Origin of the sequence: Citrobacter meridianamericanus (assembly GCF_041320245.1) — a bacterium.
Taxonomy (GTDB): domain Bacteria; phylum Pseudomonadota; class Gammaproteobacteria; order Enterobacterales; family Enterobacteriaceae; genus Citrobacter; species Citrobacter meridianamericanus.
The window spans coordinates 1,699,947-1,723,669 of sequence record NZ_CP101036.1 but is presented as its reverse complement, the minus strand read 5'-3'; the positions used below and the strand labels follow the sequence as shown (position 1 = coordinate 1,723,669).

General features: G+C 42.0%; 22 protein-coding genes and 1 pseudogene. 8 read left to right on the top strand and 15 right to left on the bottom strand.

Annotated elements, in window-relative coordinates:
* Positions 1-17 precede the first annotated feature (17 nt).
* From NMD08_RS08195 to NMD08_RS08135, 13 genes are all read right to left on the bottom strand, one after another.
* Positions 18-569: a hypothetical protein gene (locus NMD08_RS08195; protein ID WP_151224781.1), complete on the bottom strand. Its 552-nt coding sequence runs from the start codon at positions 567-569 to the stop codon at positions 18-20.
* A gap of 2 nt (positions 570-571) precedes the next feature.
* Complete coding sequence (locus NMD08_RS08190; RefSeq protein WP_151224782.1) at positions 572-1,111, bottom strand: ATP/GTP-binding protein; 540 nt, start codon at positions 1,109-1,111, stop codon at positions 572-574.
* Positions 1,112-1,148: 37 nt separating this feature from the next.
* Entirely contained in the window at positions 1,149-1,511 is a 363-nt protein-coding gene (locus NMD08_RS08185; RefSeq protein ID WP_151217495.1) for a hypothetical protein, read from the bottom strand.
* 40 nt (positions 1,512-1,551) lie between these two features.
* Positions 1,552-2,763 (bottom strand): tetratricopeptide repeat protein, encoded by a 1,212-nt coding sequence (locus tag NMD08_RS08180; RefSeq protein ID WP_286538900.1) that lies wholly within the window; start codon positions 2,761-2,763, stop codon positions 1,552-1,554.
* Positions 2,751-3,593: a type II secretion system F family protein gene (locus tag NMD08_RS08175; RefSeq protein ID WP_210904520.1), complete on the bottom strand. Its 843-nt coding sequence runs from the start codon at positions 3,591-3,593 to the stop codon at positions 2,751-2,753. Before NMD08_RS08175 ends, NMD08_RS08180 begins: the two co-directional genes overlap by 13 nt.
* 19 nt (positions 3,594-3,612) lie before the next feature.
* Entirely contained in the window at positions 3,613-4,518 is a 906-nt protein-coding gene (locus tag NMD08_RS08170; protein ID WP_210904519.1) for a type II secretion system F family protein, read from the bottom strand.
* A complete protein-coding gene (locus tag NMD08_RS08165; RefSeq protein WP_151224787.1) occupies positions 4,515-5,804 on the bottom strand; it encodes a CpaF family protein in 1,290 nt (429 codons plus the stop codon). Before NMD08_RS08165 ends, NMD08_RS08170 begins: the two co-directional genes overlap by 4 nt.
* Positions 5,805-5,820: 16 nt before the next feature.
* Positions 5,821-6,969: a hypothetical protein gene (locus tag NMD08_RS08160; protein WP_252837802.1), complete on the bottom strand. Its 1,149-nt coding sequence runs from the start codon at positions 6,967-6,969 to the stop codon at positions 5,821-5,823.
* 11 nt (positions 6,970-6,980) lie between these two features.
* Positions 6,981-8,411 carry a type II and III secretion system protein family protein gene (locus NMD08_RS08155; protein WP_187253488.1) on the bottom strand — a complete coding sequence of 477 codons (1,431 nt, stop codon included), beginning with the start codon at positions 8,409-8,411 and terminating at the stop codon, positions 6,981-6,983.
* A gap of 47 nt (positions 8,412-8,458) precedes the next feature.
* The gene (locus NMD08_RS08150; protein WP_210904516.1) at positions 8,459-9,343 is read right to left on the bottom strand and encodes a hypothetical protein; all 885 of its coding nucleotides are present in this window, start codon (positions 9,341-9,343) and stop codon (positions 8,459-8,461) included.
* 96 nt (positions 9,344-9,439) lie between these two features.
* Complete coding sequence (locus NMD08_RS08145) at positions 9,440-9,691, bottom strand: Flp family type IVb pilin (RefSeq protein ID WP_151217512.1); 252 nt, start codon at positions 9,689-9,691, stop codon at positions 9,440-9,442.
* Positions 9,692-10,112: 421 nt separating this feature from the next.
* Positions 10,113-10,409: a PapB/FocB family fimbrial expression transcriptional regulator gene (locus tag NMD08_RS08140; RefSeq protein WP_187253491.1), complete on the bottom strand. Its 297-nt coding sequence runs from the start codon at positions 10,407-10,409 to the stop codon at positions 10,113-10,115.
* 56 nt (positions 10,410-10,465) lie between these two features.
* Positions 10,466-11,227, bottom strand: coding sequence for a hypothetical protein (locus tag NMD08_RS08135; protein ID WP_370619942.1), 762 nt, complete (start codon positions 11,225-11,227; stop codon positions 10,466-10,468).
* 376 nt (positions 11,228-11,603) lie between these two features.
* Between NMD08_RS08135 and NMD08_RS08130 the strand changes: the two genes are divergently transcribed.
* Positions 11,604-12,572 carry an IS5-like element IS903B family transposase gene (locus NMD08_RS08130; RefSeq protein ID WP_268956767.1) on the top strand — a complete coding sequence of 323 codons (969 nt, stop codon included), beginning with the start codon at positions 11,604-11,606 and terminating at the stop codon, positions 12,570-12,572.
* Between the two features lie 631 nt (positions 12,573-13,203).
* On the opposite strand, the gene NMD08_RS08125 is transcribed toward NMD08_RS08130, so the two are convergent.
* Positions 13,204-13,833: a DNA-binding protein gene (locus tag NMD08_RS08125; RefSeq protein ID WP_286544153.1), complete on the bottom strand. Its 630-nt coding sequence runs from the start codon at positions 13,831-13,833 to the stop codon at positions 13,204-13,206.
* A gap of 192 nt (positions 13,834-14,025) precedes the next feature.
* On the opposite strand from NMD08_RS08125, the pseudogene NMD08_RS08120 reads away from it, so the two are divergent.
* Positions 14,026-14,412 (top strand): annotated as a pseudogene (locus tag NMD08_RS08120) (DUF1062 domain-containing protein); the annotation flags it as partial.
* Between the two features lie 76 nt (positions 14,413-14,488).
* Here NMD08_RS08120 and NMD08_RS08115 read toward each other — a convergent pair.
* Positions 14,489-16,387: a methyl-accepting chemotaxis protein gene (locus NMD08_RS08115; RefSeq protein WP_278237765.1), complete on the bottom strand. Its 1,899-nt coding sequence runs from the start codon at positions 16,385-16,387 to the stop codon at positions 14,489-14,491.
* A 519-nt stretch (positions 16,388-16,906) separates the two neighbouring features.
* Here NMD08_RS08115 and NMD08_RS08110 point away from each other — a divergent pair.
* The 6 genes from NMD08_RS08110 (at position 16,907) to NMD08_RS08085 (ending at position 23,712) form a co-directional block, all read left to right on the top strand.
* A complete protein-coding gene (locus NMD08_RS08110; protein WP_151217521.1) occupies positions 16,907-17,161 on the top strand; it encodes a DUF1471 domain-containing protein in 255 nt (84 codons plus the stop codon).
* Between the two features lie 123 nt (positions 17,162-17,284).
* Positions 17,285-17,878: a Slp family lipoprotein gene (locus NMD08_RS08105; protein ID WP_151217523.1), complete on the top strand. Its 594-nt coding sequence runs from the start codon at positions 17,285-17,287 to the stop codon at positions 17,876-17,878.
* Between the two features lie 530 nt (positions 17,879-18,408).
* Positions 18,409-18,939, top strand: coding sequence for a LuxR family transcriptional regulator (locus tag NMD08_RS08100; protein WP_187253495.1), 531 nt, complete (start codon positions 18,409-18,411; stop codon positions 18,937-18,939).
* A 48-nt stretch (positions 18,940-18,987) separates the two neighbouring features.
* The gene (crcB, locus tag NMD08_RS08095) at positions 18,988-19,377 is read left to right on the top strand and encodes a fluoride efflux transporter CrcB (RefSeq protein WP_088903225.1); all 390 of its coding nucleotides are present in this window, start codon (positions 18,988-18,990) and stop codon (positions 19,375-19,377) included.
* Positions 19,378-19,413: 36 nt separating this feature from the next.
* The gene (locus NMD08_RS08090) at positions 19,414-20,568 is read left to right on the top strand and encodes an efflux RND transporter periplasmic adaptor subunit (protein ID WP_370619938.1); all 1,155 of its coding nucleotides are present in this window, start codon (positions 19,414-19,416) and stop codon (positions 20,566-20,568) included.
* Positions 20,569-20,592: 24 nt separating this feature from the next.
* A complete protein-coding gene (locus tag NMD08_RS08085) occupies positions 20,593-23,712 on the top strand; it encodes an efflux RND transporter permease subunit (RefSeq protein WP_210904514.1) in 3,120 nt (1,039 codons plus the stop codon).
* Positions 23,713-23,723 lie beyond the last annotated feature (11 nt).

Genomic DNA, 23,723 nt, shown 5'->3' with positions numbered 1-23,723 from the left:
AAATCCTTAACTATCCGTTATTGAATCAACTCTTTAACTTCATCAACTAATTTTTGCATCATCCAAAGAGCCTGGCCCAAAGAATCAATCTCACCTGAAACGGCCATCAGAACAACATCCAGTTGATTACCAGAGATAAGATAGATAAATACCGAGCGTTTACCATTATTCAGATATAGATACTGATATCCTGGGGCACCAATCTCTCTTAATATTGCTGAACCTATAGATTGCAGAGAACTCGACATAGCTGAGACTTTTCGAATAATCTCTTCACCGCCCTGATCAAGCACAGAAGATATTTCAAAACCATCTACTGTTGAAAGCACGAGGTTCTGTATATCTGGGAATTTACTTACATAATTATTCAATGTCTTATCAATCTGTTCTTTAAGAGCAGAATCTACAAAACTTTTGTCGTTATCACTTATCTTCTCTTGCTTTTCATCAAGAGGTTGAAGAACGACCTCAGGCTCTATTATTTGCTCAGGATGGCCTTCTACACTTGCACTTTTATCCTTATCTGAGCTAACTGTAAACTTCAATGGAAAAGGAAGTCCATTCTTCATAACTACCTCCTGATTTGCTTTAATAACACACTTAATACTGATACAACGGCATCTTTATTTCTGGCATCTATCCAGAGTATTGGGGACAAAATATTTTCCTTTTGGATAGCCTCTTTTAATTTCGATAATGCCTCAAGATTCAGCAAATCACTTTTTACAACAGCAATAACTGTAGGAAGCATAATCCGCTCACAGTCAGAACTCGTAGCGGTTGTATAATAATGAATATCCTCAATAGCGAATTTATCAGTTGCATCTATCATTAAAATAAGACCAGAGCAACCTTGCTGTAGAATTTCCCATGAAAAGGAGAATCTGGATTGCCCAGGAACACCATATAAACGCAATCGGCACTGACCAGCACGATCTTCCACAAGTAGATCCCCATAATCCAGGCCCACTGTCGTTTCTTTTTTTTCGTCAGAGGCCATAAATGACATGGCCACATCCGTTGAAACGACATTAATCTGGCTTGCAGAATTTATGGCCGTTGTTTTTGCCGAACCACTACGGCCTATAAATAAAACTTTATAATCATCCATATCTTTTATATTCAGTATAGGGTACGTGAAGCGAGTATTAAATTGATTCTACAGAAGATTCAACATCCATAACCTTACGACGTGCTAATGCCAGGTTACTTTCGCGTTTGTCTAACACAAGATAAATAAATACAGATTCAACTTTCTGTAAAGGACGCAAAATGTGGTATTGTTTTTCCAGCGTAATAAGAATATCCTCAATCGTTTCATTCAAACCAAGGAGTTTGATTGTTTTGAGCTTCGCCTTCAACACATCGGTATTGCCTGCTGCTGCGATCTCAATATCAATACCTGTGCCCACATGACCTAAGATCATTCCATTACGCGTATCAACTACGGCAGCGCAAACTGCGCCATCAAGTTCCATTAGATTTTCAAGTGAATCACTTAACTTACTCATAAACAACTCCTACTTTGGTTTAACTACGCCTCAATAAGGCTTAGAAAATAATATCTAATACTAATCGATTACTAGATATGGATGATTTTGGTGAAATATAAGCCCTAACCTGTTTCACGACGCGCTTGGCATTAAATGTCAGATATAAGTCGTCACCGCGCTGCTGTATTGAAACATCATTTAATGACTTAGTGTATTTTTTAATATTACGAGTTAAATCGGCCATTTTTTTGTTTGTTTTTATATTTTTCAAAACAAACTCAACATGATTATCACGCCCACCAGTTACTTTCTCTCCCTTAATAAAAGAAGATGAAATAAACACCAGACGAACAAATTTACCATGTTCACCTATCACAATATTCTCCACCTGACCAGGGCCATCTGGTGATACGGCAACTTCTCGTGGAGCAATATTTTTATTTTCAGTTAGCACCTTAGTGTTATCTTCGCTCGCATTCAACAAACTTGAATTATTCTTTTTTGGTTGTTCGATAACACCTTGTGCTGAAACTTTCACACCGACGTCTGGCGACTTGCGTTCAGGAATCGTAGTCATAATACCATCAAGATCGGCAATTAAGCGTTGAGATGAGCCCTCCAGATTATTTTGCCGGATTAGCATATCTGCTGTGCTATAGTCGTTAAGCTTAACAAGTGTAAAAATCAGATTATGAACAATTTTTGGCGAATTATAACCTCTGGAATACAGGGGCATTAAATAAGATCTCGCGAGATTGTAATCCTTTTCTACAATAGCGATCATTGCCAGGTTATTATTTACAATATCCTCAGCAACAAACAAATTTCTTGCTTTTTCAAAACTTTCCTTCGCGTTTTCTAAATCGCCTAAATGTGCAAGGATTACACCTTTGAGGTTATAAGCCTCTCCCATTTTAGGATTTATTTTTATCGCTTCATCTATTTGCCTTAATGCGATCTCATCATGGCCAAGAGTGCTATTATTTTGTGCCGACAATAGCAAAGACTCATCCGTAGGAGAAGAACTTACCAACTCTTTAAGACAATTCTGCGAGGATTCATAATCTTCAATTTTGTTATAAACTTCACAGAGTTTCAGTCTAACTTCAGGTGTGTCATTCTTGCTAAGCTGTTCGCGATAAAATGCGATAAGTCCTTTATAGTTATTAACTTTTGTTAAGATAAATTCTCGTTCTTTATTATCAAGGTTGGTTTGTGAACTACACCCTACGAGTAACAAAGAAATTACTAAAACGCTTAACTTCCCCATATTGCCATCATCCTGATAAATCCGGGACCTGCTACGATCGCAAGTATCGGAAACATAATAAATAAAATCATCGGAGCCGCCATTTTAGCGGATAAACTAGCAACCTTTTCTTCAACGGATAAAAGCTGCATCTCTCGCATCTCCTTAGATAACTCAACAAGCACGGTACTGATTGATGCCCCATAAGTGATACTTTGTTGCAACGTGGTACAAAACATTCGTACCTCGGCGCTGGGAACTTCCTCATACAATTGGTCAAGCGCACTAACTATGCCACTCACCTCAATTTTAATAGCAGTTCTTTCTAATAAACTTGCGATATCGCTATTAATAAATTGGATGTTTTTCGAAATGTAAATTAAAGCATTCTCTATGGTCATTCCAGATTGAACACAGATAGACATAATATCTATAACATAAGGTAAATCGACATTTATTTTCTTTGTCTTTTTTTTCATTACATAATTCTTTATTCTTGGAGGAATAAGAATCACTAATACTAATGCCACACCAATAATTATAGCCTGTGTTTGTTTATCATATTTAAGTATACCAAGCGCACCGAGAATAAAAATAAGTAACGAAAAAGCAATCACTATACCGAATTTCAAAAAAATATTAGAATCTAAAAAATCAAAAAAAGTCACTGTCTTACTTGTTTTACGATAAATTTTTTCAATATTTGAAACTAACTCTTCATTTTTGGCGACGATATTACCCTGTCTTCCCAGTACAGAGGAAATTTTCTTTGTTTTTTTGTTTTTAGTCAACAAATACAAAAAAGCAAAAAATAAAGATACCACAAAAAAATACAGGACATATAAGGACATTTGTTATGTCTCCATAGTTTTAAACAGCTTTATTCATCATATTCCATATGATCGCAAGTCCAAGACAAACGCTTCCAACAGCATAATACAAAATATATTTCCCTGACTCATGATTTATTAATATATCAAAATTCTCAGGACTTAAAAAATTCAGGACAAAGATAAAACCGACAGGGATCATAGCCAATACTTTTACTGACATTCTGGCTTCAGACGTCATCGTCAGCTTCTTGCGGTCGGTAATTTTTGCATCCGATATCTGTTTAGCTAAACGAGTCATTACTTCCCTGACCTGGCCTCCCCCATTAATGTTTATCATTACAGCGAGAATGAAGAAATAATACTCACGATAGGGTAAACGTTCATATGAATCCATTAACACAGTATTGACATCCTCACCAATACTAAGTCTGCGAGATACAATCTTAAGCTCAGGGCCGACTACTTCACCACTTAACTTATTACCACACTGGGTAATCCCTACCACTATTGAATTTCCAGAGCTAATAGAGCTATTGATGATATTCAGCGCCTCCGAAAATTCAATTTCAAATAATGCCCTTTGTTTTTTTTGACTTGATTTGTAATGAACATAATTCAGCATTATGAGTAAGAGTAAGGACGCGATGATGATATTAAACTTTAAATAAACAAAGTTAATATAAACACCTGCCAAAAACAACCCGATAAACAAGAAAGCATCTTTTGGCTTCATGTTACGGTACGTTGATTTCACGCTTCTGACGTCCCCCGTTATAGCTTGCTTTAAGCGTTCAAACAGCTGGCTATTCCAGCTATTTTTTTTGGTGGTAATATGGAAACGTTGTTGACCGCCATCCAGTTTTTTTACTTTTTTGTAATAAATGAGCACCGCCAGAAAATTCACAGTACCAAGAACTACAAGTATAATAAAAAAAAGTGTCATTGAATCTGACTCCCAAATAATTCGTTCAAGGCATCAGTCATACCATAGATAACACCCTGACGGTAAACGACAGAGCGTTTCAAAAGACCATTAAACTTATAAACCCCCTGAATCCTACCGTTCGCATCTCTTTGAGATGAAGCTTCGAATGTGAATATATCCTGGATAATAATATTTTCCCCCTCCATCCCCATTACCTCAGATATATTCATAACCTTTCGCGAGCCATCCGGCATACGTGAAACCTGAATAATCAGATGTATCGCCGATGAAATATTTCTCCTGATAGCCATCAACGGCAAGGACGCACTTGCCATCATCACCATACTTTCCAGACGTGCTATGGCATCGCGCGGCGAGTTGGCGTGTAGAGTTGACATTGAACCATCGTGACCGGTGTTCATCGCCTGCAGCATCTCGAATGCCTCCTCACCACGACATTCGCCGACAATAATACGGTCGGGCCGCATACGGAGCGAGTTTATAACCAGTGAACGCATTGGGATCATCCCCTGCTGCTCCGCGCCGGCCATACGCGTTTCCATACGTACCACATGTGGTTTAATCAGACGGAGTTCAGCCGCATCTTCCAGAGTGATGATACGTTCTGTTTCACCAATATATTGCGATAATGCGTTCAGCAACGTTGTTTTTCCGGAACCGGTACCGCCGGATATAATAATATTGACTTTGCAACTGGCAGCAATAACCAGGAAGTTGGCCATCATTTCATCCATACTTCCATAGTTAATTAAGTCACCTAACGTTTTTTTGCCTTTACCAAATTTACGAATTGAAATCGATGTGCCATCAAGAGTAATTGGCGCAATAACAACGTTTAAACGACTACCATCAGGTAAACGGGCATCAACCAGTGGCTGCGAGTCATCAACGCGACGCCCAACCTTAGAAACCAGGCGCCGGGCAATCTCTGTCAACTGCTGGTTACTGAGAAAAAACGTACCAACCTTTTCCAGTCGCCCGCTGCGTTCGACAAATATCTGTTCTGGTCCATTAACGAGAATATCGCTAACGGAATCATCTTCCATTAAATCTCGTAATGGTCCATAGCCAGAAATTTCATCAGCCACGAGTTTAATGAGTTCCAGCCGAAGTTGAGTAGATAAATATTGACCTATCTCAGCAGATACCCGCTGTAAAATATCACTTATCTCTGTTTCCAGTGCTGTTCTATCATCCTTTATCGCATCAATACGATCCAGGTCCAGTTTCTTAAGAATATTTTCCCTAAATATTCTTAATGATGATAGTTCATTAGGTCCCATTTAGCCTCTACAACCTCTATTTTTTACTAAATCGATTGATAATACTGGACAAATTAAATGTTTTTTTATTTTGTTTAATTTCTATTTTTTCACGTCCCAGGATCGCTGCCGATAATTGAAGCGCACGCTGCGAGAAAATATCATTCTCTTTCCGACTTTGATAATAGGGGAGTATTGTACAAATCTCTTTACCCAAATAATCCACAATATCTTCATTAGAGAATTTTTGCTTGTTATCAGCAACATTATACTCATTAATGCTAATGATGATTTTTCGTTTTATAACATCATTCTTTTGTCGCTCAAACCTTGCATACTCATCCAGCACTCTTTTGGCTGTTCTGAAAGATGAAAAATTTCGGCCAAGAACTAAAACGATAGTATTCGAATTTTTAAATATTAACTCTAAATTTTCTGCGGAAATTGCACAAGCGTTATGGTCAAACAAAGCGATATTAAAGTGATTGAATACTGGGTCGCTATAATTTAATGTCTCATTTACTGATTCCATTTTTATCGAGCGATTATCAGAGATTTTTTGCACTTTACTATCTGAAGCATCAATTTCATTACCTGAGATTAAGTCGAAATCTTTACTACCAGTAGCCCCCTGAATCAAAAGACAAGGCGCAGTTGTGAAATTATTCAGTGACATCAAAACTTCGTTGCTGATAGTAGAGGTACCGCATCCCCCTTTACATCCCAGAATACTTATACGTAGCGTCGACTTATCGGCGCTTTGTACCTGAGATTTTAAGATAACATTTGGTAATTCATTAACTTGCGTATTGATGTAAAGATATTTACTGCCACTTTTTTCTAAGGTTTTGGCAAATGCAATGGAATCAGTATTACCGATCAGTACATAATAAACATCATAAGGAACAATCAAAGACGTTACTTCATTAATCACATTAATGTCGTTTTCATCTTCAATATCTAGGATCATCCAACCTGCATCTTTGGTATCCTGATCGTCAAGATATTCATTAACTGCAACTTCCTTTTGCACAATGCTGCTTATATTGTGCATCATCAGCACATTTTTAACATCGAGCTGGATCTTTTGATTCCGTGAAACTAAAACCACCTTGCTTCTGTCAAGAACCACCCGATTACTGTCTTCTTTAGTTTCTGTATCCGTTGTTGTGCTAAACAGTCTCATATTAAATCCCCTTATTTAGCAAAGCCAACTTGGTCAAGAAACTGAGCGGTATCCGTATTTAATCGATCGCTGCGCGTTTTTTCATCAACGCCAGTGTTAAAGAACAATCTGGTTGATGACGTTTTATTAAACTTAGGTAACGCTATTTTTTCACCAGATGACATAGGCTTCACCAAATTAACCGTTGCGAATACGACTAATTCTGTCTTGCTGCGCTCACTTCCAGCACGACGACCTAATGCCCCCAAAACCGGGATGTCACCAATGAAAGGTACCTTGGTTAAAGTTTCAAGATCGGATTCATTCAACAAACCACCAATTGCAAAACTATCCCCGTCACCTAATTCAATCGTTGAATTCGATTTACGCGTTTTCAGCGTTGGAATTTGGTAGGTATTGTAAGCATATGTACCCGTTACGCTACTAACTTCGTTAGAGATAAAAAGCTTAATTTTATTTTTTCTCTCAACCTTAGCAGCAATGTTAAGACGAATACCGTATTCTTTGTAAGTGACTGTTGTCGCATCACGATCCTGCATCAGGATCGGAATTTCCCCACCGACGAGAAAGTTAGCTGATTCTCCTGATAAAACAGTCAGGTTTGGTTGTGCAAGTACTCTGGCAATTTTATCATTATGCACTGCATTAATAAGAGTACTGATATTTCTGGCATCAAACCCGTTTTTGAAACCTAACAGATTGAACGTTCCTGCTGAGTTTGCCGTCGTCCCCCCGCCCATCATGCTGTCGAGAGTTAAACTACTCCATTCGATTCCCAGGTTATCGGTAAATTCTTTTGTCACCTCTACCACAGTCAATTTTACGTTGACCTGATTCGATGATGGCAGTTCGATACGATTAATAATATTGTCATAGGTTTTGTAGCTGGCAAAAGGAATCTTGTCACTTTTAACCATCATATTACTGCCACCAACACCGTTGCTACTGGTATCGTCTGCCTCAACTTTTTTCTCTTCTGCAGATGTCCCGACTAAACTTCCAACCAGTTGATATACACCATCTTTGATTTCTTCACTTGGTGCAGTACCTGATAAGATATAAGAAGCCTTGCCACCATTATCGTTAAAACGCTTAATGATAACATTACTACCCGGATATTCCTGTCTGATACGCTGGGAAAGCTCCGGTAATAATGGATCAACACCGAGACTGACGTTATAAATAACCTTCGAATTAGCGCCGTATACCGATATTTCAGCGGTACCTACCTTTTTACCATACAACACCACAGCCTTATTACTGATAACCTTATAGTCAGCAATCTCGGGCGATGAAATAAAAACAGTTTTAATAGGCTCACTGGTTTTAATCTGCTTTGACATGCCCGGCTTTATATACATTTGTTCTGCAAGGCTTATTGAACTTATAAAGACAGTTGAGAACAATACACTTACTTGCCATAAAAAAGTGGTCAGACGCATTAGATTATCCTTTTTCAATTTACAGAACTATCACATCGATTAAGCGCTTATCCGCGTAATTCAGTTACACCATCTCGGGCAGGACCATCGCTCAGGCCCGGTGCAGGATAATTGCCTTCAGGTAAGTAAGGAGCATCATCAGCCCAATTACTTTCTTGTAACAGCAACAAATTATCCAGTGTCAGTTCTTGTTGATCTTTATCACTCGCCGGGAATAAGACTAATTTAGTTCCTGTTTCTAACCCTTTCAGGATCTTCACATCATCGTTGTTCAGCTCAACGATTACCTGACTACCTTCGGCAATCGTATAAATGCCGTCTTTCTCTTTGCGTTTTGCTTTATTAATAGCAAGGACTCGTTTATTAGAAATAACTTTTTTTAAGCTACGACCAGTAACGGACGTGGGAGGTGAAACGATACTTTCCTTCATATCCCGACTAATTTCTCGACCATATATCAAATAGATATCTACGCCAGTTCCGGTTTTCACATTGTCGAGAAGATAATTTTCATTACTCTGTAAGGTAAATGTATAGACAACATTTCCAGGCAACAAGAAAAGCTCAAAGTATTCTGTCGTACCGGGTTTGGCAACATCATTAAGCGTAATCATCGTATCTTTACTGAGATCCGACTTCAACGCCCAACCAGTGATATTTTCCAGTCCTTCGATCGCTTTTTTCTCTGCAGCGGTGACTTCGCTTTCCTTTTTCCTTATCGCGTTAATGCGATAATCGTCAGTGGTTAAAATTTTACCACGAGTTAAATCTTTAATAACCTCGACGCGTTTAACTTCAATCGTTGGCTCTTCTGGCTTAGCTTGAGTTAATGGCTGGACCTCCGTGTCCGGCGCATTATTACTGAAAATAAAAATACCGACAATACCGACTAAAATCATCAAAATATAGATAATGACGAGTTTCCGCTTCATTCTAATCCCTTAATACTTAAATAATTAAAACCTTTCTAAAAAAGAAAGTTTAGTCAAATATTCTCAGTGTTCTTAAAATCTACTTATGCAAAAATTTTACGGAGTTGCTCCGCCACCATTTATCATTGATGTAATTTTTGTCTGAAGTGTAGTAAACGTAGTGTTTAACATCTCCCGCACAGGTCCACTTGAACCGAAGATAAACAGGACCACTGCAGCTACACCTGCCACCACAATTGCATACTCAACAGCGGTTACGCCTTCTTCTTTTTTGAAAAAGTCTTTTACGCTATTTTTTATGTATACTTCGGCACCACAATATGCCTTAAGTAAGGTATTATTTAACATATTTTTCTTCCTTTGAAAGAAATTTAAAAAACCAGTAAGAGCTTGCCCTTCTGGCGTTTACTGTAATCAGTCTCAGGCAACTGAGACTCTTTCCTACATTACCGCTTTCCCCTACAACCTTTTTTTAACAACGAAGCGATTTGCCATCTGCTTTTGATTGATATTGGGTTAAGAAGTATCCTTTGCTCACTATTGCCGTGTAAGTTACCTGCTGAATTTTTATAACATTTTTTCTTTTCATAGCTACCGCACGGATTTTGTATTTCACAGAATCCAATAACTTACTTTCTGAATAAAAGGTACAATCGCCCCTGGCATAAATGCCTTTTAAATACACTTAATAACTGAGGCTAAATAAAAATTTAACTTTACTAACAGTTTTAATACAGCCATCCCTATCAAATTAATGACTTCTGTCCTGTTATCCCGAACTGCATTCGAGTTCATCCTGTACATACGGGTAAATTCGTAACACAATCTGGTTTACGTCCTGCAGCCTGCGGTATTTCACCGACAAATGACTCTGAGATACACCGTTGCGTTCACATGCTTCCCGCCGCGACAGCCCATTAACCAGTACTTCTTCCAGCGCCAGCACCATTCGTGGATTACTGATGCTGCACAACACCATCAGCAATCGCAAATGACGAATATCCACCATCCCTGGCTGTAAATTACCTGGAATGGAATAACGCCTCTGATAATATTCATTACGCATCAGCATCCCCATAATCTTCTAACCCTGCTTCCCATTCTTTGATGAATTACTGGTGACTACGCGACAACTCTCATCTGGCATGTCATCGGGCGGTCTGAAGGTACCGGCCCCTCTTTCAAAGATAATGAGGCGATAAAGTCCCGCGGATGACCGGAAATTCTCAGTTCTTGTATAATCCGACTGCGATAGTGATATACCAATTTGTCGCTGCGGTTCAGACGCTTCCCCACCTCTTGTGCGGAGATCCCTCGTGACAACCATTCAGTCGCAACCTGCGCGCAGAGCCCTGAACCAATTCTTTCTGTCAGACGCCCGCACAACCATCGTTCCACGTGATTAAGGAGTATTGCATCACTCATTCGTCCCGGACATTCTGTCGAACAGGCCGCGGAGCTATATGTGCCCGCAAATTGCAGATCTGTCATGCAAGAACCGATCAACGCCCCCGGATATCCGGCCAATAGGCTGTCGTATTCACGTAGCCAAATATTGCCAAACCAAGAGGCTACCGCCCGGTCAGAGAATAATATTCGTGACTGTGTGATAACCACCGGCAATGCCGGATGCAAGCGACGAATATGGCATAGCAGACCGACATAATCCCTGGCAGGGATATCCAGAACAATAATATCGGGAACTTCAGTGCTTTTCGTACTTAAACAAGAAAATAAAGTTCTAAGATCTCCTGTAGTCTCTACATAAATTTCTTTTCCGCAAGCAGAATGCCCGCACAAATATTTCAATGCGATTGTTTTTGCCCACTCCGTGGAATAAACAATTGCACGTTGCAGAGCTTTTGATGTTTTCTCAGCACACATCCCAGGCAACCTCCTGTTGTCATGTACAAAAATACTGACAGGCCAGTTCTTTGTTACAAATATTCTTAAACAAATACTTAATGGGTAAAAATCAATAAAATCGATCGATAAGATCTTGAAAACTAATCAATACTACAAAACATTAGTCATACACTCAAATACAAAACTTTAAATAAGTGATGTTTCTATTTTTTTGTTTTTTGTCAAAAGCCATACAATTCATGTAATTAAGAATAATAATTACAATTTTTATATAATTTATATAAAATAAATAAAAAACCATTATTACAGCAAGTTAAATTATGTACTTCCCCCTCCTGTAAATCGAAGCTTAAGATATTACGGGCTTTGTTGAATAAATCGAACTTTTGCTGAGTTGAAGGATCAGATCACGTATCTTCCCGACAACGCAGACCGTTCCGTGGCAAAGCAAAAGTTCAAAATCACCAACTGGCCCACCTACAATAAAGCCCTCATCAACCGTGGCTCCATAACTTTCTGGCTGGATGATGAAGCTATTCAGGCCTGGTATGAGTCAGCAACACCTTCTTCACGAGGCAGACCTCAGCGCTATTCTGACCTTGCCATCACTACTGTGCTGGTCATTAAACGCGTATTCAGGCTGACCCTGCGGGCTGCGCAGGGCTTTATTGATTCCATTTTTTCTCTGATGAACGTTCCGCTACGCTGCCCGGATTACAGCTGTGTCAGCAGGCGGGCAAAGTCGGTTAATGTCAGTTTCAAAACGCCCACCCGGGGTGAAATCGCACACCTGGTAATTGATTCCACCGGGCTGAAGGTCTTCGGTGAAGGCGAGTGGAAAGTCAAAAAGCATGGCCAGGAACGCCGCCGTATCTGGCGTAAGCTGCATCTCGCCGTTGACAGTAAAACACATGAAATCATCTGCGCTGACCTGTCGCTGAACAACGTTACGGACTCAGAGGCCTTCCCCGGGTTAATCCGGCAAACCCACCGGAAAATCAGGTCAGCCGCCGCCGATGGCGCTTACGATACCCGGCTATGTCACGATGAACTGCGGCGTAAGAAAATCAGCGCGCTTATCCCGCCCCGAAAAGGTGCGGGTTACTGGCCCGGTGAATATGCAGACCGTAACCGTGCAGTGGCTAATCAGCGAATGACCGGGAGTAATACGCGGTGGAAATGGACAACAGATTACAACCGTCGCTCGATAGCGGAAACGGCGATGTACCGGGTAAAACAGCTGTTCGGGGGTTCACTGACGCTGCGTGACTACGATGGTCAGGTTGCGGAGGCTATGGCCCTGGTACGAGCGCTGAACAAAATGACGAAAGCAGGTATGCCTGAAAGCGTGCGTATTGCCTGAAAACACAACCCGCTACGGGGGAGACTTAGCCGAAATCTGATTTATTCAACAAAGCCGATATTACGCTTAGGATTAATTAATCAAACTTATGTATTAGCAATCGCATACATTTCGTTAATGTCTTAACTTTGACTTTTTTCAGACAATTTCAAACAGCATGGCCGTTCAATGAAGTGGGATTTCATCCAGGTCATCCGATGAGATACTTAAAATTAAGGAAAAAATTGTTACAAGCTAGAGAAAATTGCAGAGATCCCTGCAAGGTTTGAGTTGATAGCGGACTCAGTACACTATAGATGTCGCCTGTTCGCACACCTCGACTCTTACATAGCGTGTAGCCAACCAACATCAGGGTGGGACGGTTTGATGAATTACGACATCGCCTATTACTATGTCCAAAAAGTAAAACGGTGCGTCATCGCAGGGTTAGCAGTAGAGCGTAGATCCAGTAAAGCAAGGCAATTTTGCCCTCAGATCACAATGGCACTCATAGCCTGCATACGTTAATATCATTATTTATCATATAGTTAATATGCTTTTGAGATGAGCCATAACTTTTAATGTCTATACCTAAGTACTCTGCAGCCCCCCCTGGAAAGGGTCTGTCAGACAAGTCGCTCATGTTCATTCATTAATTAGCCAGGCGATAAAACGGCACGTTTCTCACGGTTGCAGTCAGGTTATCGGACACACTCTTCTGTCCTGTAGCTATCCGCATCCCTGCTTTTCTTAGCCTCAGTACATCAGCAGCAATACGTTGGCTGCCAAACCAGAAGAGTCCATCCAGAGCAGTGACATCTAGACCCGATTCCAGCGCCAGCTTCAGACGTTCACGCGGTGCTTTCACTACTTTAGCAATCTGCTGATACGGCGCTTCGTTTAAGCCTGTGGGATCAATGCGCCGGATACGATGCGAGAGACGGTATTGGAATTCATCCGGTATTCCGCCAAGGCTCGCTTTCAGACTGTATACGCAGCCAAAGCGTTTGCCGTTAAAGAGGACGTTTTTCTGGCTAAGCTGTAGCTCATCACGCACGCTGGCGATCAGTTGTGGGGTGCGGAGTAGCAACAAGCGAAAGGGCAGCTCAAAGCTGGTCACATAGTCCACATTCAATAAAGCAATACGCAGACGCTCTTCCGAACCTGCCTTCATTTCCCGACATTCAGCAATAACATCAGCCCACTGACCGGTAAGACGAGAACTCTCAGCAGCCTCAGTAAAGCTGTACTTTTCAGTCTGATAATCAATACGTTCGGTCACACGGAATTCCTTTCTGGTCAAATATCGGTAAGGGTTGCTCACTTTACCAGCGACAGAATGCAACCGGAAGCCTGCTGGTAGAAGTCACCAGAGTGCCCGGCATCCGCAGTGACTTCAACCGTGACAACATAATGAATATTGATTGAACTCATATACTTAAAGGCTGCCACACTGGTAATCTCGCAAGATTCATTGTTTCATCGATTTATCACCAACGATGCCAGTACGGTTCACTATTTTGCCAATGATAAAGCGACCCTGAGCCGTAACAAGGCTGAACTTGCAGGTAAACCTGATTTTCGTATTCAGGAACAGTGGCAGGTCAGCATCAAAACCGGCCAGAAAGTCACCGTAACCATCAGACTTTCCCACTCTTTTCAGATTAGTGTGCTATCGATCTTGAAGCGCCAGCTTTTACTCAGCACCGCGGAGATAAAGAAACTGATAGATGAAGGCCATATTAGTGGTATTACGATGAAAGAACTCAAATCCCGAAAACGAATGACAGGATATTTGGATTTTCAGCTGTCAGCAGTCACATTATATGCTCGGCGAAAAGTTGTTCTGGGCCAACGTTAACAGTATGAAGCTCACAATAAGATTGTGAGATTTAACCGGCCCGGGATGTTGTCTGGGTCGGTTAAACGGTGTCATGTCAAACCACAAAACGGTTAACTAAATCCTTCATAGTCACCGACAGATTGTCCAGACGCTGGCTGTCGCTCGCGGCCTGAGAAACCAACGCCGCGTTTTGCTGCGTGACCTGCTCCATAGGCCGTAATGCCAGGTTTATCTGGGATACTCCTTGCGACTGTTCCGTCGCCACGCGAGCAATATCCGCAATATATTGCTTCATACTGGTGGTATTGTCTGCAGCAGCTTCCAGTGCGGTAGCAGATGCCGTAACCCGCTCAACGCCCTCACTGATTTTGACCATATTTTGCGCAACGAGCTCGCGGATCTGGTTAGCTTCTTTGGCGCAACGCTGCGAAAGATTCCGCACCTCACTGGCCACGACCGCAAATCCCCTCCCCATCTCTCCTGCGCGAGCAGCTTCCACTGCGGCATTCAGCGCCAGCAAGTTAGTCTGAAACGAAATATCGTCAATTGACGTCACAATATTCGAGATTTTCTCACTGGAAGCGCGAATATCTCCCATACTTTGATTTGCCGCGCTGGCGACGTAACTGGCCTGCCGAACCTCTTTTTCCAACCTGACTGTCAGATGCTCTGCTTCCCGGGCATTATCCGCCGTTTGCGTTATCGAGGTAGATAGTTGTTCCATGCTGGCTACAGCCTGTACGATTGATGCAGCCTGTTCATCTGTACGTTGGGCAAGATCCTGATTACCGGCCGTAATACTGCTGCTGGCATCAGACAAAACTACGGAGCCTTGTTTAATCTCCTGGACTATATGCTGAATACTTTCCAGCATCGTGTTGTAGGCGCGATTAAGTGACGAAAGCTCATCTTTCCCCGGGGTCGAAAGTCGTTGAGTCAGATCGCCGTTCATGCCCGCAATCTTGCGTAGCGTTTCACTGAATTGACGATGCATATTGATTGCGATTGCCCCAGCGAACGTCAGTGATGTCAGTAATGCTAACATGCTGACAATCATATACGTTTGCCAGTTTTTTCGTGCGTCCTGTGCAAGTTTTTCCGCATTCGCCAACAGAAGATTCGCCGTGACATTTTCTATCTGCCGCATCACTTCAATACGCTGGGTTTGTACCTTAAACCAGACGGTAGGATCGACATCAAATCCACCGTTCACTGCATGGTTAAACGCGGTTTCGCGCAATGAGAGCGCTTTTGACGCTTCTGGTGACTGCAGGCGGCTTTGCAACATGGCCGCCTGTTCAGGTGTGCTCAGGCGTAACGATTGTGCCAACCAGACATTCTGTTTACTGACGACATCACTGAGTTGATGTAACTGCCCTACGGCAAAATGACCGGAAGAAAAGATATTTGACAACAACGCGCGTTCAATACCTGCTTGTTCTTTTAAATTCAGCAAGTTGTAGTAGGCGGCAAATGCGTTCGCCATCTCGCCTGAATCCGTCAACTGCCCCAGTCGGCCCACAAAACTCAACACATCAGCAATGACATTAGTATAAAACGCAACCACATCGGATGCCGGAAGACCTAATTGCGTGACGTTTTCCCGGACAGTGGCAAGGGATAGAATGTTTTTCTTAAACGTGGCAACAGAAGCAGCGACATCCCCTTCAGGCAAAGCAGTATCGGACAGTGTACGCACAAAGACCTCGATCTCGCGATCGGTTAAAGCCCGCTGTACGTTTAATTCATCTTTAAACGTCTTCCCTCTAGCCCCCAGAAATCCGACGCTCATTCCGCGTTCTTTTTGCAATTCATGCACCACATTTCCAGCACTTCGTGCAAGCGCTGTTAGCTGGGCAATATTCTCCATCTGTCGTTCTGTTTCTATACGCGCCAATATTCCCGAACCTGCAAACCAACATAACGCCAATAACAGTGGTTGTAGCGCGATAATTAACTTCATTTTCATCGGCATTCGATAAACCCACCACATGTCACATCCCTCCATTAACCATATTTTCATCATGGTTATCGGCATCAAACAGCCTCTCTTTAAAATCCCCTATGAGGCAAGTGATTGTTTTTAGGCCTAATATTCACTAACATACCTCTATTGGACTATATTGATCAGAATTAATGTTTGATTTATGTGGATAATGCAAAATTATATATCAGCATTGAGTGTAATATAGATTATTATTTTATTCTTGTTGCGCGGTTATCCTTTCGATACAGGCACAGACATCCGGTTTATCTCGTGTTCCCTTAACCAATGATCAAAAGAGCAGTAATTTAATTGATGCAATACACAATACACTTTGCAAAGTGCTATTATCATTCTGCATTAAGATTATTATATTAAATATTCAACAAGAGAAAAATACATTCAAATCAACTAATTATTAGCATAATGAATTACTATTGGCAAATCCGAACAACATTTATATTGAATTAAAAAATAAGTTATCTAACATAATTATTGCTTATCACTAATCTATAAGAGAATAAACTTATGAAAAAACTCAGTATTATTGCACTGTTAGGTTCAGCATTAGCATTTTCAGCATATGCCGCTGAACAAATCTCACCAGAGCAAGCCAGCAAATATACAAAAATAGGAGAACTTAGCGTAACTGAAGACGGCTTTACAATGACAGATGACGGGCTCAGCAAAAAGGTGGATGAAAAGGGTGGCAAATACTATGTAATTACCTCAATTGAAGGGCAATCGGAACACAAAACGATCAATGCTGATATTTATAAATAAACCATAATAGAAATAAGTCATTACCAATTTGCACCGCCATGATTACTTGACCCTCCCTAAACAGGAGAGTCAAGTAATTGCATGTAATTATTGTTTTTGGTTGAATATATTTAAGGAGATAATATGCCCAGAATTTATATCTCTGGAAAACTGACGTATATCGCCTTCTGCGCGATGACACTCTTGCTATCAGGCTGTACCTCCATTCCTTCATCAATTAAAGGTAATGGCCAACCAGACCTGCAGAAAGATTTTCTAAAACTGAAGCAAACTCCCAATCTCTATGTAGGACAGCAAGCGCGACTGGGTGGACTGGTTATCAATGTCGTTAACCAACCGCATGAAACGTTGCTCGAAATAGCGGTACTACCGCTTAATTATAATGCGAAACCAGAAATCGGGACACCATATCAAGGACGATTATTAGCCCGGAGTTCAACTTTTCTCGACCCTGTTAATTTCCGCAATCACTATGTTACCGTTTTGGGTAACCTGACCGGGAGCCGTTCTGGTCGGGTCGGTAATTCCAGTTACCCATTTGTTACAATGAATATTCTTGGGTATCAGGTATGGCAGGAAGAAACACGTATTATGCCAGCACCGGGTTTTGATTACGGTATTGGACCCGTTTGGCCTGCCGACTGGAATGGTATGATGTATCCTGGCTGGGGATGGTACGATCCGCCGCTGCAAGTGGAAAAGACGCTATCTCCTTAAGTTTCGGTACCTCCCCCTTCATAACCTCGTCTCCATTCAATGCCTGGATGGCCCACGTTTCCGGGCATTATCAGTAATCATCCATTAATTATCTTGTTAAAGATGAATAAAAAAAGCTGGCGAATCCATCGCCAGCAAAAGTCTGTAAAGGAGTCTCGAGTTTGTCACCAATACAAGTGACATAGTAATCCTAATACTCTGGCAGATACACAACAAGTTACTCTTATATAAATTAATCCTGGATAAGATAAAACATAATATCTCATAGTAATACCTAAGGAGTATTTGTAACACCAGGATTATTCTTATACTAAAAACAAAAAACTATATATTTTTCAGGATTAAGAATTTTACTTAGGATTATTATATAGGTACATCTCTGGATAAATCATAAAAATAGATTATGTTTATATTATTATCTAAGCATAACACGGGATAATTACCCCTACACATCAAACTCGATCACCAATGTTAAAACTCTGTTTTCTACAAACATTATAACTAGACATCTGCACCAAAGGAGCATTTTTATGATTTTCATTATCACAAAGGATTTTTTCCTTTTCCAGGGTGTTTTTAACCTACAGGAAAAGGAAAAAACCATCAAAATCAATCAACTTTCAGACATTAACTTTAATGATCTGGATCACGATGTAAAAATCATTATTGACACTTATCATAATAATATTATTGATGAAACTACGGTCAAGCTACTCAATGACATCAATGTTGAAAGGATCATCATCCTGGCTCCCTTTCACATTAGCAAATTAAAAAGCCAGTCGCCTTTACTGTTCGTAAGCAGAAAAGAGCAGATATTAAATTTACTCTCCCTCATCATAGATGAAAAAATTTCATATCAAAAACCTAACGTGGCACTCTCGCACAACCAACTTAAACTTGTCAACTCCATAATTAACCAACATAACATACATGAAATCACTCAGTCCCTGAACATTTCAGAGCAAACAATGCGCATTCAAAAATTTAATATCATGCTCAAGCTAAAACTTAGAAGAATAAGCGATCTTGTTACCCTGAAGATATCACCTTATTTTTAGCATACAAGTGATTGACATTCAAAAACATCCATTAGAAAAGAAGGTTTTATGCTCGCATCTTTAATTGCCATTATGGTTGGTGGTGGTGTCGGCAGTGCTTTACGTTGGGGCATTTCCCAGCGATTGAATGCACTATTCCCTTTATTACCCCCCGGAACGCTCGTTTCAAATATAATTGCCGGATTTATTATTGGATTTGCTACAGTTTTTTTTACCCGACTAACATCATTTTCTCCGGCAGTGAAGCTGATGGTCACCACAGGGCTATGTGGTGGTTTATCGACATTCTCTACTTTTTCAGAGGAGGTATTTTCGCATTTGCAAAATGAAGATTACATTTGGGCCGGTACTGAAATTGCGGTTCACGTGCTGTTCTCCTTACTCGCCGTGTATACCGGCTTCTTAATTGCGTCATTTATTACCTATTGGTACCGATGAACCGTAAACCTTCGTAACGTATATGTGAGGGATATAATGCAGATAAAAAGAAAATTTGCGGTAATTGGCCTGGTTAATATTCTATTCGTTGTGGGGTGTGATGATAGTAAGAATGCCCCGCCACATACCGTAATACCGGATGTCGGTATTATTACGCTTAAAGAAGAATCCGTGAATATCACCAGTAAATTACCCGGGCGAATTGTACCTTATGAAGTTGCTGAGATACGTCCGCAGGTTGGGGGGATTATTCTCAGCCGTCAGTTTAAAGAAGGCAGCACGGTTAATGCCGGAGAACCGCTGTACCAGATTGACCCTGCCCCTTTACTGGTAGAACTGGATCGGGCGAAGGGAAGTCTGGCTAAGGCTCAATCAGCAGCAGATAACAGCCGCTTAACGTTGAATCGTTTTACGTCACTGCTTAAATCACATTATGTCAGCCAACAAGACTACGACGAGGCCCAGACTAACGCGAAGGAAGCGCAGGCAAACCTGCAAGTGGCGAAAGCGGCGGTTGAAAGTGCCAGAATCAACCTGAACTATGCCAGCGTCACCTCGCCGCTGAGTGGATTAAGCGGCAAATCAACTGTCACCATCGGCGCACTTGTCACCGCCAATCAGGGGCAAGCACTGGTCACAGTTCAACGTCTTGATCCTATATACGTGGATGTTACCCAGTCCGCCAATGATTTTCTCCGGCTAAAAACAGATATGGAGCAAGGCATAATAGAGCAAAGCCAGGGCCAGGCAACGGCCATATTAGAGCTTGATAACGGTAAGCAATATGCTCACACAGGGAAATTACAGTTTTCCGACCTCACAGTGGATGAAACAACGGGGTCTGTTACGCTCAGAGCAATTTTTCCTAATCCAGATAACACGCTATTACCTGGCATGTACGTTACTGCTGTGCTCAGTGAGGGTATCCAGCGCAATGTATTGTTGGTTCCACAAGAAGCGGTAACTCGCAATGCCAGCGGCAAAGCCACAACGCTTATTCTTGATCCGGAAAACATCGTCCAGTCGCGTGAAATTATTGCCACTAAAGCAATAGGAGATAAGTGGCTGGTAACTTCCGGTTTGCACCCTGGCGATAGGGTCATTATTTCTGGGCTCCAACAGATTCGGCCTGGCATTAAAGCTCATGCACTCCCCTCCCCTTTAGATTCAAATCCCCCTTTACCTCAGTAAGGCCGGGTAACAGGAGTTTTTTCTATGGCTAATTTTTTTATTGAGCGCCCGGTCTTCGCCTGGGTTCTTGCTATTATCATGATGTTAAGCGGCGTCATTGCTATTACTCAGTTGCCCATTGCTCAATACCCCAACATTGCCCCACCAGCGGTAACTATCAGCGCATCATACCCAGGAGCCGATGCACAGACTGTACAAAACTCGGTGACGCAGATTATTGAACAGAATATGAATGGTCTGGATGGATTAATGTATATGTCCTCAACCAGCGACGCCTCTGGCAATGCCGCCCTGACCCTCACGTTCGAGTCGGGGACCAACCCGGATATCGCTCAGGTACAGGTGCAGAATAAATTACAGTTGGCGATGCCGTCATTACCGCAGCAAGTACAACAGCAAGGCATTAGTGTTGATAAAGCCAGCAGCAATATTTTACTGGTTGCCGCATTTATTTCAGAGGATGGGGCGCTTAACCAGTACGATATTGCCGACTATGTTGCGTCCAATATCAAAGATCCGCTTAGCAGAATCGCAGGGGTGGGCAGCATTCAACTATTTGGTTCACAGCATGCCATGCGAATTTGGCTTGATCCGGTCAAACTCAACCAATATCAGCTTGTCCCTCAGGATGTCATTCAGAAAGTCAAAATACAGAATAATCAAATATCGGGAGGACAGTTAGGCGGCGCACCGCAGGCAAATAACCAGCAGTTGAATGCTTCAATTATCGTCCAGACCCGATTACAAAATACACAGGAGTTTGGAAATATTCTACTGAAAGTTCAACAAGATGGCTCACACGTTACATTGAACGACGTTGCTCACATTGAACTGGGTGCTGAAAGTTATGGCACTGTAGCAAAATACAATGGGAACCCTGCAGCAGGGATAGCGATTAAGTTGGCCACAGGTGCCAATGCCCTGGATACCGCAAAGTTAGTCAAAGAGGAAATAGCCCGGCTTTCGCCCTGGTTCCCGCCAGGTCTCAAAACCGTCTATCCCTATGACACAACGCCCTTCATTAAGATATCCATACAAGAAGTCGTTAAAACGCTGGTTGAGGCCATTGTTTTAGTTTTCATTGTTATGTATTTATTCTTACAAAATTTTCGGGCAACACTTATTCCAACAATAGCAGTCCCGGTTGTCATACTAGGCACATTTGCCGTTCTCTCCGTTGCTGGCTTTACCATCAATACTCTGACAATGTTTGGCCTTGTCCTGGCCATTGGTCTGCTCGTTGATGATGCTATTGTGGTGGTGGAAAATGTTGAGCGCGTGATTGCAGAGGAACACCTTTCCCCCAAAGAAGCTACGCATAAATCAATGTCACAAATACAAGGGGCGCTGTTGGGGATTGTGCTGGTCCTGTCGGCTGTATTTGTACCGATGGCGTTACTCGGCGGCTCTACCGGAGAGATATACCGGCAATTCTCAGTAACGATTGTCGCCGCCATGGCGCTTTCTTTATTAACCGCATTATCGTTAACACCCGCATTATGTGCCACGCTGCTCAAACCAGCGCATCATGATACCTCCCATTCTGCACCTCGTTTTTTCACACTGTTTAACCAGCACTTTGAGCGTTTTACCCAGCATTACAGCGACAGTACGCGCAAGATTCTGCGAGTCACTTCTCGATATATGATTCTGTATTTACTGATCATTATTGCCATGGTGCTACTGTTTCTACGCATTCCGACCTCATTTTTACCTGAGGAGGATCAGGGCGTTTTGCTGACCATGGCCCAACTGCCGCCGGGTGCTACGCTGGTTAAAACTAATAAAGTACTTGAAGACGTCAGCCACTATTACCTGACACAAGAAAAAAGTAATGTGGAATCAGTCTTTACTGTCAGCGGTTTTGGATTTAGCGGGCAAGGTCAGAACAACGGGTTGGCCTTTGTAAGCCTGAAACCCTGGTCTGAACGCACGGCAAGTGCCGATGGTATTAATGCGATCATTCAACGTGCCACCAGAGGTCTGGCTACAATAAATCAGGCTATTGTTTATCCCTTCAATTTACCCGCCGTCCCGGAACTTGGCACGGCCTCAGGTTTTGATCTGGAACTTATAGATAAAGCCAATCTGGGTCACCAAAAGCTCACTCAGGCAAGAAATCAGCTCCTCGGTATGGCAAAACAGCATCCCGAACAGGTGGTCGGCGTTCGCCCCAATGGACTGGAAGATACGCCCATGTTTCGGGTGCATGTCAATGCGGCAAAAGCAGAATCTATGGGCGTATCTCTCAACGATATAAATCAGACGATCTCAACCGCTTTTGGTAGCAGCTACGTTAACGACTTCCTGGATAATGGACGCGTCAAAAAGGTCTTCGTACAGGCAGCCATTCCTTATCGCATGCTTCCGGAAAGTATTGATAGCTGGTATGTCCGTAACGCTTCTGGGGACATGGTACCGTTTAGCGCATTTGCCTATACAGATTGGACTTATGGTTCACCGCGTCTTGAACGCTATAACGGCTCTCCTTCAATGGAGATTCTTGGCGAAGCCGCACCGGGAAAAAGCACCGGAGATGCCATGGCATTTATGGTCTCACTCATCGAAAAACTGCCAGCTGGCATCGGATATGACTGGACAGGAATGTCGTACCAGGAGCGTTTATCCACCGACCAGGCCCCTATGCTGTACCTTATTTCAATCGTCGTTGTTTTTCTGTGTCTGGCAGCGCTCTATGAAAGCTGGTCAATTCCCTTTGCCGTAATGCTGGTTGTTCCACTTGGCGTTGTTGGCGCCTTATCAGCGACCTGGTTGCGTGGGTTATCCAACGATGTCTATTTTCAGGTCGGTCTACTAACAACAATTGGGTTATCGGCTAAAAACGCGATTTTGATTGTAGAATTTGCCGTTGAAATTATGCAAAAACAGGGTAAAAGCGATATTGAAGCGACATTAGACGCAGCCAGAATGCGCTTAAGACCGATTCTGATGACCTCTTTGGCATTCATTCTTGGTGTGCTTCCATTAGTCATTAGCAACGGCGCGGGTTCAGGCGCACAAAACGCAGTAGGCACAGGCGTGATGGGCGGAATGATTGCCGCAACGGTCCTGGCGATATTCTTTGTTCCCGTATTCTTTATTGTTGTACATCGCTTTTTTACAAAAATAGCGATAAGAAAATAAACAATGTTAGT